Genomic DNA, 11215 nt, shown 5'->3' on the forward strand with positions numbered 1-11215 from the left:
TTATGCTCTCTTTTGGAAAGGAACCTTTCCAAAGTTCATTTTTGAGAATACAACCGTTAAAATGAATGGAATCACGATTGCGACAACCATTGCGACAGCAAACATCACCATGTGGAGAGGCTGGATGGAAAGAATTCCAGGCAATCCGCCGACACCGATCGAGTTTGCCATTACGCCGCTACCAACGGAAATAACTGCTGCTACCATGGAACCAATCATCGCTGCTAGGAACGGGAAGCCATATTTCAAGTTAATACCGAACATGGCCGGTTCTGTTACTCCTAAATAACAGGAAATGGCTGCTGGTACGGAAACCTGTCTTTCTTCTTTGTTTTTACGGTTAATATAAATGATCGCCAATACAGCTGAACCTTGCGCAATATTAGATAGAGCAATCATAGGCCATAATGGTGTACCGTCTAACGCATTCATAAGCTGAAGGTCGATCGCATTTGTCATATGATGCAAGCCTGTGATAACTAATGGTGCATAAACAAATCCAAATAGTGCTGCAAACAGCCAGCCAAATGCCGATGTTAATCCACCGTACACAACATCAGAAATAAAGGTACCGATCTGCCAGCCGATAGGACCTAAAACGGTATGTGCCAATAATACAGTCGGCACTAAAGATAAAAATGGTACAAAAATCATTGAAATGGCATTTGGTATAACTTTTCTTAAATTAATTTCCAATACGGAAAATAGAAGTCCGGCTAAGATCGCAGGAATTACCTGAGCCTGATAACCGATCATTTCAATTTGGATGAAGCCGAAATCCCATACAGGAATATCCCCGGACTCTGCACCTGCCACACCGTAGGCATTAAGAAGCTGCGGAGAAACGAGCGTAATCCCCAGCACAATCCCGAGAATTTGGGATGCCCCCATTTTACGGGCAACAGCCCATGTGATACCGACAGGAAGGAAATGAAAGATTGCTTCACCAATTAACCAAAGGAATGAGTGCACGCCTGCCCAAAATTGGGAAGACTCAACGAGAGTCATTGTTCCATCTTCGAGTAAATCAATTTCCATAAGATTACGGAAACCTAAGATTAATCCCCCTACAACAAGTGCGGGAATTAAAGGAGTGAAAATATCAGCTAGATGAGCAATCATGCGCTGCAGGAAATTCATATTCTTTTTCGCAGCATCCTTCGCATCATCTTTTGAAGTGTCACTTACACCGGCCATTTTCACAAACTCATTGTAAAACGTCGAAACTTCATTACCTACGATAACTTGGAACTGACCAGCTTGTGTAAAAGTACCTTTTACAATTGGGATTGCTTCAATTTTTTCAACATCCGCTTTCTTTGGATCAACGAGCACAAATCTCATCCGAGTTGCGCAGTGGGTAACAGCTGAAATGTTTTCGCTTCCGCCGATTTCGTCTAACAGCCGTTTAGCAGGTTCGCTGTACTTGCTCATTTTTTCTCCCCCTAACTTTTTATAAAAATGTTTTCCTCTTAAAAAACTAAACTTGTATATACAAATTATGATTACGGTTTCATTCTAACTTGTATATACAGATTTGTCAACGAGAAATAAATCGCTTTCAGATCCCTGTCCCAATAGGCCATTACACCTTTTTACCCTACCCTGTTTTTAAGAAATTCACTCGTAAAAAACAGGAAAAATGTCATGGAAATGAAAAAGCCTGAAACTTTTTTGAACCTATGCCGTACAAAGAGATAAAGGGAGTTGAACGTAATGGATACCGATAAAATTCTTTCAGCCTTAGGCTATTTTAGTATTTTCTTTGCTGGATTTATTTTTCCGCTCATTTTATTTTTTGCAACAGACAGCGAAAGTGTAAAAGAGCATGCCAAAAAAGCGTTTATATCACATATCATTCCGCTTCTCTCATTGCCGCTTTTAATCTTTGCAGTATTCATGGAGCCGACGTTTATATCAGGTACTAATGAAATTCCGTTCTTTTTTCTAGGAGCACTGCTGCTAAGTCTTCTATTATCTTTTATTGTAGTTATTTGGAATATCATTAAAGGAATTAAAGTCTTTACTGTTTAATAATATAGAAGATTGTTGTCTAAATTAGCGTATTTATAAAAGCTCATATCAGAGAAATGTGATTGAAATACATGACTTCACACTGAGAGAGAGTACCATGAAGTTGAAACCACACTAACCTTATTTAAAGAATAAAAGTTTATAAAATATGGAGGGATTCCTATGCAAGAAGAAAGAAAACGTATATTAAAAATGGTTGAGGATGGAAAATTAAAGGTTGATGAAGCACTTATTCTTCTTGAAGAGCTTGAAAAATCAAGCAAAACAGCACAAGAAAAAGAACAGAACATGTTCCCGGAATTAAGCAATAAAGTCCATTTTGAAGAAGCAAAAAAAGAAGACCCATTAAATGAAAAGTTTAATAGCGCGAAAGTGAAAATCATTGATTTTGTCGATTCAGCTCTAAAGAAAATTAAGGATGCAGATTTTGATTTGAATTTTGGCCAGTCCGTTGATATTACGCATATTTTCCAATATTCGAATGTATATTTAAAGAACATAGACATCGATGTAGCGAACGGGGGTATTAAGTTAATTCCTTGGGAGCAGCAGGATGTTAGGATCGAGTGTAACGCAAAGGTTTATCGAGTTGAAACACAGGAAGAGGCCCGCCAGAAATTCTTAAAAGACGTACTATTTGCTGTTGAAGGAGAGAAGCTTCGCTTTTCAGCGCAGCAAAAATGGATGAAGCTTGAAGCTTCCATTTATGTTCCTCAATCACAATATGAAAACATTAAAGTGCGCATGTTTAATGGACCGATAGATGGTGAAAACTTATATGCGGAAAGCTTTAAAGCAAAATCAGCGAATGGTAAAATTAATGTAGCAGGTCTGCAGGGGAAATATGCAGAGGTTGAAACAGCAAATGGCCAAATCAATATTTCGAATAGTACAGTAGACGAATTTGAAATTGAAACGATTAATGGAGTGGTTCATGTTGAAGGAAGCTGCAAAAAAGCAGATATTCAAACCTTCCATGGAGATATTCATTGCACAATAAAAGGAACAGGCTGTGAGCAGCTTGAAGCAAAAGTTACGACAGGAAATATTGAGTTATTTGTTCCAGAATTTACTGCTGTAAATGGAGAATTAAAGACAAATCTGGGCAGCTTTAATGTAGAGCTGGATGGCATTGAAGTCATTGAAGAGAAGAGCGAAGTCATTCAAAAGAATCTGCGCTTTCGCTCATTGAAGGATCCTGTCAGCGGATTAAGGCTACTTGCTGATTCAAAAACAGGTTCTATATCTGTAAAAAAATCCGCGATTATATAAAATAGACAGCTGCGAAGAGTGCTGTCTGCAGCAATGCTGTTAAAAGAGGTGTAGCGAATGAAATGGTTAGTAGGAATTCTCATAAATGCTGTTCTATTTATCGCGTTGGGTGGCTTTTTTGGAGACTCCTTTTATTTATCGGGATTTGGAGCAGCGGTCATTGCAAGTGTGGTGCTATCGATTCTAAACATTCTGGTCAGACCGATTTTAATTATCCTGACACTGCCGATTACGTTTCTCACACTTGGATTATTCCTATTTGTCATCAATGCGGTTACACTGCTTATAACGGATGGCATTATGGGCAGCTCATTTGAACTGGCAGGCTTCGGAACCGCCTTTATCGTCAGCATCATCATGTCCATCGCAAATATTATCATCCAAAGCACATTTGCAAAAGACTAACAAACGAAGCATTTCAACCAAAAAAAACCCGGACTGTTAGCAGAGTTACATGAATCTGCCTGATGGTTCGGGTTTTTGTGTTTTTAAAATCTCTTGCCGCGGAAAGCGACTGCCATGGAGTGGAAACACACTCTCTTCTTTAATAAGGCAACAAAGTATGCAAAAACACCCAAAAAACAATCTCAGCGATTTGGTTCTTGTGAAAAAAATGCTAAAATAGATTGATGCATAATAACCGTTAAGAACGTGTTAAAGGCTAGCGAGATAAAAGGAGGCGTTTTTATGCCAAAGGTTCGCACGAAAGAAGTTATTGAAAAATTCAATTTAGAATTAATTAGTGGTGAGGAAGGCATTAACAGACCCATCACGACGACTGATATTTCAAGACCAGGAATTGAACTTGCCGGATTTTTCGACTATTATCCAGCTGAGAGAATCCAGCTGATCGGAAAAACGGAATTGACGTTTGCTAAAAAACTAAATAAGTCAGAACGTGCAGGCAGACTGGAAAGACTATGTTCAGATATAACTCCGGCGATCATTGTAACAAGAGAAATGGAAATTCCGGAAGAATTAATAGAGGCATCTGAAAGAGAAGCAGTTCCTTTATTGCGGACAAAGCAAAAAACCACACGTTTCTCCAGTATGCTGACAAACTTCTTAGAAAGTAAACTTGCTCCAACCACGGCCATTCACGGAGTACTAGTGGATATATATGGTGTGGGTGTTCTAATTACGGGGAAAAGTGGTGTTGGAAAAAGTGAAACCGCCCTGGAGCTTGTGAAGAGAGGGCATCGCCTTGTGGCGGATGACTGCGTGGAAATTCGCCAGGAGGATGAAGATACACTTGTCGGCAGTTCCCCGGAGCTTATTGAACATTTACTCGAGATTCGCGGACTTGGCATTATCAATGTCATGACCTTATTTGGAGCAGGTGCGGTTCGCAGCTATAAAAAAATTGCCCTTGTGATGGACTTAGAAATATGGGATCCGAAAAAACAATACGACCGTTTAGGGCTCGATGAAGAAAAAATGAAAATCATCGATACCGAAGTGACAAGATTAACAGTCCCAGTTCGACCAGGGCGAAATTTAGCTGTTATTATCGAAGTGGCAGCCATGAATTTCCGTCTGAAAAAAATGGGGGTAAATGCTGCACAGCAATTTACGGATAAACTGTCAGATGTTATAGAAGACGGAGACCATGAAGATCGTTAAGGGTCTCTTTACATAAAAAGCAGGAACAGATAAGAGGAGGAGAATACAGAGTGGAGCGAAATATAGAACCGCTTAATCGAGTGGCCTTTGAAATAGGGCCGCTCACGGTCAATTGGTATGGCTTAATTATTGGTATTGGAATTGCCCTTGCGTTAGTGATCGCAATGCGCGAATCCGACCGCCGCGGATTGGATAAAGAGATCTTCGCTGACTTAATGTTATGGGCGATTCCAATTGCGATTATTTCAGCAAGAATTTATTATGTTATTTTTCAATGGGACTATTATTCACAAAATCCAGGTGACATTATTAAGATCTGGAATGGCGGTATTGCCATTCACGGAGCCCTCATTGGAGCCGTCATTACAGCGTACATCTTTACAAGAATAAAGAAAGTTTCTTTCTGGAAAATTGCTGATATTGCTGCTCCAAGCATCATCCTTGGGCAAGCCATTGGCCGCTGGGGGAACTTTATGAACCAGGAAGCACATGGCGAAGAGGTTACACGTCAATTCTTGGAAAATCTTTATTTGCCTGATTTTATTGTAAATCAAATGTATATCAATGGAACTTATTATCATCCAACATTTTTATATGAATCGCTCTGGAATTTTGCGGGCTTTATCCTTTTAATTTTGCTCAGAAGGGTAAATCTTCGCCGCGGTGAACTGTTCTTAACCTATGTCATTTGGTATTCCATCGGAAGATTCTTTATTGAAGGAATGCGTACAGACAGCCTAATGGTTACCGATTTCTTGCGTGCTGCCCAATTGCTTTCGGTTGCTCTCATTGTTGGTGCAATTGCGCTGATCATTTTTAGAAGAGTTAAAGGCTATGCAAACGCGCGCTATCTCGACAAAGGTGTGTAAAATCGTATGCTGCAATCTGTACAAAAAGGTTTTCTTGTTGGTTTAAAGACAACATGGACATTAGGAAAGGTCATCTTTCCAGTCACATTAATTGTTTCACTGCTGCAATACACCCCGGTGCTTCCATGGGTGATTTCCTTGATCACCCCGCTGATGAATATCATCGGATTATCAGGTGATGCAGCCATTCCGATCGTATTAGGAAATTTGCTGAATTTATATGCTGGAATCGGTGCGATCTTAACATTGGATCTCACGGTAAAAGAAGTATTTATTATTGCCGTGATGCTGTCCTTTTCACATAATCTTCTGATTGAATCAGGAGTAGCATTAAAGGTTGGTGTTAAGCTGTGGGTCATTCTTGCTGTCCGGATTGGTCTCGCGTTTTTCTCAGCACTGATTATCAATCTTGTTTGGAAGGGCGGCTCGGAAATGGCCCGTTATGGGTTTATTCCCCAAAATGAGACCGAATTAACCGGCTGGGGCGCCATGTTACTGGACGGTCTGCAAAAGGCTGCTTTAGGGATTTTTCAGCTGGCGTTAATCGTTATTCCGTTAATGATTGCCATTCAGATTTTAAAAGATTTAAAGTGGCTTGCTGTCTTTTCAAAATGGATGGCACCTGTGACAAGAATGTTAGGGATGAAAGAGAATACATCGACAACTCTTGCAGCAGGTCTGCTGTTTGGTCTGGCATTCGGTGCAGGTGTAATGATTCAAGCTGTAAAAGAGGATGGCGTCAGCAAAAAGGATGTCACCCTTGCGTTTATATTCCTAGTTGCGTGCCACGCAGTTGTTGAGGATACATTGATTTTTATTCCGCTTGGAATCCCTGTGCTGCCGCTCTTGCTTATCCGGCTTGGGGTCGCCATTGTGCTTACACTCGCTGTAGCGTATTTTTGGAGAAGGGCGGACTTGTCAAAAAGAAAGGAAGCAACTTATGAACACTAAGATAAATACCATTCTATTTGATTTAGATGGAACACTCATTAATACAAATGAACTGATTATTTCTACCTTTTTGCATACATTGGAACAATATTATCCGGGAAAATATAGCCGTGAAGATGTTCTGCCATTCTTAGGGCCGACTTTGCATGAAACGTTTCATAAATTGAATCCTGAGAAGACGGACGAAATGATTGCTGTCTATAGAAGCTTTAACATCGCCAATCATGATCTGCTCGTAACAGAGTTTGAAGGTGTTTTTGAAACAGTTAGGACCTTGAAGGAGTCAGGCTATAAGCTGGCGATCGTAACAACGAAGATCTTAGATGTTGTAAAAAAAGGACTTGTTTTAACCAATCTGGATCAATTTTTTGATGTTGTGGTAGCTTTGGATCATGTTGAAAATGCCAAACCAAATCCAGAGCCGCTGCTGAAAGCATTAGATCAGCTGAATTCAAAGCCGGAAGAGGCAATCATGGTGGGAGATAATCATCATGATATTTTAGGCGGCAAAAATGCAGGCACAAAAACAGCTGCCGTTGCCTGGTCTGTGAAAGGCAAAGATCATCTCATGACTTATCAACCTGACTATATGTTAGAAAATATGGCGGACTTACTGGATGTTTTAGAGGCAGAAAACAAATGAGAAGAACGACAAGGTATCCTGTAACAGGAGGCAATTCACTTTGGCATGTATACAAAACCGTGCCATTTCTCAAGGTTGTGAAAAACTTTGTCGTCATTCAGCTTGCTCGATATACACCGATATTAGGTTTGAAAAACTGGCTTTACCGTACATTTTTAAGAATGAAGGTTGGCGACCAGACCTCATTTGCGTTAATGGTCATGCTTGATGTGATGTTTCCGGAAAAAATAAGCGTCGGCCGAAACACCGTGATTGGCTATAATACAACCATTCTTGCACATGAGTATTTAATCAAAGAGTACAGATTGGGAGAAGTCGTCATTGGTGATGAAGTGATGATTGGCGCCAACACAACTATTCTTCCTGGAGTGAAAATTGGGGATGGCGCTATCGTCTCAGCCGGTACGCTTGTTCATAAGGATGTGCCAGATGGCGTTTTTGTCGGCGGCAATCCGATGCGGATTATTTACACAAAAGAACAGCTGGCAGAACGCTGGGCAAACGATGAGATTTATGGAAATGGATCTTGATTGAAACCCTCTTCCTTTTGGGAGAGGGTTCTTTTGCGTATTCTAATAGATTACTCACACTCCTAGTCTTATTTTTCCGAAAACAAAGAGTTTTTCATTGACGCTTCACACTTTCAGATGTAAACTAACTAATAACTTCACTTTATTAGCATGGTAGCGAACTAAAGGATTTGACAGAGGTGACGAACAGAATGAGTCCATTATATATGTTTGAAAAGCCATTAGGCATGAGAGATACCTTGCCTGAGCTTTATGAAATAAAACGAAATGTCCGTGCATCAGTTGAAAATGAAATGAGAAGCTGGGGCTATCAATTTATTGCTACACCAGCACTGGAATATGATGAAACCGTAGGAGCTGCATCGGCGATTATGGAGCAGCAGCTGTTTAAACTTCTTGATCAGCAGGGGCGCACCTTGGTGCTGCGTCCGGATATGACCGCTCCAATTGCGAGAGTAGCAGCTTCGAAACTGTTAAAAAGAAATATCCCGATTCGGCTGGCATACTCGGAAAATGTTTACCGCGCACAGCAAAGAGAGGGCGGCAGACCGGCTGAATTTGAACAAATCGGGGTTGAGTGTATAGGAGACTCTACCATTAGTGCGGATGGAGAAGGAATCGCCCTTATGATTTCTGCTCTTAAAGCAGCGGGATTGCAGGAATTCCAATTATCTGTTGGGCACATCGGATTTGTCCGTAAGCTGTTTCAGCAAATAGTAGGTACAGATGAAAGAGTTGAGGCACTGACCAGGTTCCTATATGAGAAAAACTATGTGGGCTTTAAGATGCATGTTGAAAATCTATCTCTATCATCCATCGATAAGCAGCGCCTTCTTCGTTTTCTTCATCTAAAAGGGCAGGATGAAACCATTCCTGCAGCTTTTGACATCCTCGAAAACGGGCAGGGAGCAGAAGAAGTTGAGGAATTGCGACAGCTTTGGGATATCATAGCCGATTATGGCTATGAGGATATCGTGAAGTTCGATTTAACGCAAGTCAGTCATATGAGCTATTATACAGGGATTGTCTATGAAGCGTACGCCGAAAAGGTGGGCTTCCCGATTGGCAATGGCGGCAGATACGATGGACTGCTGGGTAAGTTCGGCAAAAATACGGGTGCAACAGGGTTTGCGATTCGTTTCGATCGGCTGCTCGAAGCGTTAGAAGAGACAAAAGCGGCTGAACCTCTTTACGCCATCTTTTTTAGTGCAGAAAGAAGAAAAGAAGCCTTTCAGCTTGCAGGTGAACAAAGAGCATCCGGGAAAAAGGTCGTGCTGCAGGATATAAGCGGTGTTCACGATCTGGATGCCAACACAAAGCAATATGAAGATATAGTGTATTTATTAGGAAAGAGCGGAAAGGAGTCAATGCAATGAATAATCTGCTGACGATTGCGATGCCAAAAGGGAGAATCTTCACAGAAGCGGCAGAGCTCCTCAGAAAAGCAGGCTTCCCTTTGCCGCCAGAGTTTGATGATTCCAGGAAACTCATTATTGATGTTCCTGAGGCTCAATTCCGCTTTATTTTAGCAAAGCCAATGGATGTGGCGACATATGTGGAGCATGGAGTAGCTGACCTTGGGATTGCAGGTAAAGATGTTATGCTCGAAGAAGAGCGTGATGTATATGAGCTGCTGGATTTGAAAATAAGCGCCTGCTACCTGGCTGTAGCCGGTCTTCCGAATACCAAAATGAACGAAGTGGCGCCAAAGGTGGCAACAAAATATCCGCATGTAGCGGCAGCCTATTTCCGTCAGCAGGGAGAGCAGGTTGAAATCATTAAGCTGAACGGCTCGATTGAACTTGCACCATTGATTGGTCTTGCAGACAGAATTGTGGATATCGTTTCCACAGGCAGAACGTTAGTTGAGAATGGTCTAGTTGAGTATGAAGTGATAGAACATATTACATCGAGATTAATTGTCAACCGCGTAAGCTATCGGGTGAAGGACGAGCGCATTACAGAAATCGTTGAAAAGCTAAGCGAGGTTATTAAGCAAAAAGGAGAGCTCGCATGATGAAACTATTAAAAGCAACGGCAAACCTTTCTATTCAGCGTTCTGTTGATGGCGGAACGGACGAGCAGCGTGCTGCCGTTCAGAGCATCATAGCTGATGTACGGAAAAATGGCGATGCAGCTGTCCTAAAGTATACAGAAAAATTTGATGGCATAACGCTGTCCTCTATTATGGCAACAGCTGAAGAGATTGAAGAGGCCTACACTCTTCTGGAGGAAGAGCAAAAGGAGATCATCCAGCGGGCTGCAGCTAATATTCGTGCTTTCCACGAGAAGCAGCAAACTCAATCTTGGATCACAACAGATGCCGATGGAACGACACTTGGACAAAAGGTAACACCGCTCGATTCAGCTGGCTTATACGTGCCAGGCGGAACAGCAGCCTACCCGTCATCAGTGCTGATGAATGTGATTCCTGCCCAGGTTGCCGGTGTCAGTAAAATCGTGATCACTTCTCCTCCTGATCGCACGACAGGCAAGCTGCCTCCTGCTGTTTTAGTCGCAGCCAATGAAGCAGGTGTCACGGAAATATACAAAGTTGGCGGAGCACAGGCCATTGCAGCACTTGCGTACGGAACAGAGACCATTCCTAGTGTTGATAAAATCACAGGACCAGGCAATATATATGTCGCTCTTGCCAAGCGGGAAGTGTACGGAGATGTGGATATTGATATGATTGCCGGACCGAGTGAAATTGTTGTTCTTGCAGATGAAACAGCCCTTCCCAATGAGGTGGCTGCAGATCTTTTATCACAGGCTGAGCACGATGAACGCGCCTGTGCCATTCTCGTTACAGACAGCATGATGTTAGCGGAAAACGTAAAGCTGGAAGTAGAAAAGCAGCTCAAAACCCTGCCGCGCAAAGAAATCGCCGCATCATCGATTGAAAACTACGGTGCCATTTATGTTACAGATTCAATGGATGAAGCAGTAGATTTGGTGAATCAGCTTGCTCCTGAGCATCTGGAACTGCTGACGGCAGAGCCGATGACACTATTGGGGAGCATTCGCCATGCTGGTGCCATTTTTATGGGACGATACAGCTCAGAGCCTGTGGGTGATTATTTTGCCGGACCCAATCATGTACTGCCGACAAATGGAACAGCGCGATTCTCTAGTCCATTAAGTGTCGATGACTTTGTGAAAAAATCGAGTATTATCTACTACAGTGAAAAAGCATTGCGGAAGAATGCGGAAGATATTGCTGCTTTTGCCAGAATGGAAGGCCTTGAAGCACATGCTCGTGCCGTTGAATCGCGGTTTAAATAGGAGGAAAA

General features: G+C 41.9%; 12 protein-coding genes. 11 read left to right on the forward strand and 1 reads right to left on the reverse strand.

Annotated elements, in window-relative coordinates; all coding sequences use genetic code 11:
- On the reverse strand, positions 1–1434 hold the full coding sequence (gene treP, locus A6754_RS03890) for a PTS system trehalose-specific EIIBC component (RefSeq protein ID WP_066442603.1): 1434 nt from the start codon (positions 1432–1434) through the stop codon (positions 1–3).
- Between the two features lie 282 nt (positions 1435–1716).
- On the opposite strand from treP, the gene A6754_RS03895 reads away from it, so the two are divergent.
- The 11 genes from A6754_RS03895 to hisD all read left to right on the forward strand — a co-directional run bounded on the left by A6754_RS03895 (position 1717) and on the right by hisD (position 11207).
- Positions 1717–2034 carry a magnetosome magnetite crystal formation protein family gene (locus A6754_RS03895; protein ID WP_066442604.1) on the forward strand — a complete coding sequence of 106 codons (318 nt, stop codon included), beginning with the start codon at positions 1717–1719 and terminating at the stop codon, positions 2032–2034.
- A 162-nt stretch (positions 2035–2196) separates the two neighbouring features.
- Positions 2197–3306 carry a DUF4097 family beta strand repeat-containing protein gene (locus A6754_RS03900; RefSeq protein ID WP_066442605.1) on the forward strand — a complete coding sequence of 370 codons (1110 nt, stop codon included), beginning with the start codon at positions 2197–2199 and terminating at the stop codon, positions 3304–3306.
- Between the two features lie 57 nt (positions 3307–3363).
- Positions 3364–3711 (forward strand): phage holin family protein, encoded by a 348-nt coding sequence (locus A6754_RS03905; protein ID WP_066442606.1) that lies wholly within the window; start codon positions 3364–3366, stop codon positions 3709–3711.
- Between the two features lie 282 nt (positions 3712–3993).
- Positions 3994–4929: an HPr(Ser) kinase/phosphatase gene (hprK, locus tag A6754_RS03910; RefSeq protein ID WP_066442607.1), complete on the forward strand. Its 936-nt coding sequence runs from the start codon at positions 3994–3996 to the stop codon at positions 4927–4929.
- Positions 4930–4979: 50 nt separating this feature from the next.
- Positions 4980–5798 (forward strand): prolipoprotein diacylglyceryl transferase, encoded by an 819-nt coding sequence (lgt, locus tag A6754_RS03915; RefSeq protein ID WP_066442608.1) that lies wholly within the window; start codon positions 4980–4982, stop codon positions 5796–5798.
- A gap of 6 nt (positions 5799–5804) precedes the next feature.
- Positions 5805–6749, forward strand: coding sequence for a nucleoside recognition domain-containing protein (locus A6754_RS03920; protein WP_066442609.1), 945 nt, complete (start codon positions 5805–5807; stop codon positions 6747–6749).
- Positions 6739–7392, forward strand: a complete 654-nt coding sequence (gene ppaX / locus A6754_RS03925; RefSeq protein ID WP_066442610.1) for a pyrophosphatase PpaX — start codon at positions 6739–6741, stop codon at positions 7390–7392. Before A6754_RS03920 ends, ppaX begins: the two co-directional genes overlap by 11 nt.
- Positions 7389–7922, forward strand: coding sequence for an acyltransferase (locus tag A6754_RS03930; RefSeq protein ID WP_066442611.1), 534 nt, complete (start codon positions 7389–7391; stop codon positions 7920–7922). Before ppaX ends, A6754_RS03930 begins: the two co-directional genes overlap by 4 nt.
- Before the next feature lie 191 nt (positions 7923–8113).
- Positions 8114–9298: an ATP phosphoribosyltransferase regulatory subunit gene (locus A6754_RS03935; RefSeq protein WP_066442612.1), complete on the forward strand. Its 1185-nt coding sequence runs from the start codon at positions 8114–8116 to the stop codon at positions 9296–9298.
- Positions 9295–9939: an ATP phosphoribosyltransferase gene (gene hisG, locus A6754_RS03940; RefSeq protein WP_066442613.1), complete on the forward strand. Its 645-nt coding sequence runs from the start codon at positions 9295–9297 to the stop codon at positions 9937–9939. The genes A6754_RS03935 and hisG overlap by 4 nt, the downstream gene beginning before the upstream one ends.
- The gene (hisD, locus tag A6754_RS03945; RefSeq protein WP_066451350.1) at positions 9939–11207 is read left to right on the forward strand and encodes a histidinol dehydrogenase; all 1269 of its coding nucleotides are present in this window, start codon (positions 9939–9941) and stop codon (positions 11205–11207) included. Before hisG ends, hisD begins: the two co-directional genes overlap by 1 nt.
- Positions 11208–11215: the final 8 nt, after the last annotated feature.

Origin of the sequence: Cytobacillus gottheilii (genome assembly GCF_001636345.1) — a bacterium.
Taxonomy (GTDB): Bacteria; Bacillota; Bacilli; order Bacillales; family Cytobacillaceae; genus Cytobacillus; species Cytobacillus gottheilii.

Bases quoted from the DNA above. Each gene is read 5' to 3' on its own strand.
- A6754_RS03935 (WP_066442612.1), top strand. From the start codon at position 8,114: ATGAGTCCATTATATATGTTTGAAAAGCCATTAGGCATGAGAGATACC.
- hisD (WP_066451350.1), top strand. From the start codon at position 9,939: ATGAAACTATTAAAAGCAACGGCAAACCTTTCTATTCAGCGTTCTGTT.
- A6754_RS03895 (WP_066442604.1), top strand. From the start codon at position 1,717: ATGGATACCGATAAAATTCTTTCAGCCTTAGGCTATTTTAGTATTTTC.
- ppaX (WP_066442610.1), top strand. From the start codon at position 6,739: ATGAACACTAAGATAAATACCATTCTATTTGATTTAGATGGAACACTC.
- A6754_RS03900 (WP_066442605.1), top strand. From the start codon at position 2,197: ATGCAAGAAGAAAGAAAACGTATATTAAAAATGGTTGAGGATGGAAAA.
- hprK (WP_066442607.1), top strand. From the start codon at position 3,994: ATGCCAAAGGTTCGCACGAAAGAAGTTATTGAAAAATTCAATTTAGAA.
- A6754_RS03920 (WP_066442609.1), top strand. From the start codon at position 5,805: ATGCTGCAATCTGTACAAAAAGGTTTTCTTGTTGGTTTAAAGACAACA.
- treP (WP_066442603.1), bottom strand. From the start codon at position 1,434: ATGAGCAAGTACAGCGAACCTGCTAAACGGCTGTTAGACGAAATCGGC.
- A6754_RS03930 (WP_066442611.1), top strand. From the start codon at position 7,389: ATGAGAAGAACGACAAGGTATCCTGTAACAGGAGGCAATTCACTTTGG.
- hisG (WP_066442613.1), top strand. From the start codon at position 9,295: ATGAATAATCTGCTGACGATTGCGATGCCAAAAGGGAGAATCTTCACA.
- A6754_RS03905 (WP_066442606.1), top strand. From the start codon at position 3,364: ATGAAATGGTTAGTAGGAATTCTCATAAATGCTGTTCTATTTATCGCG.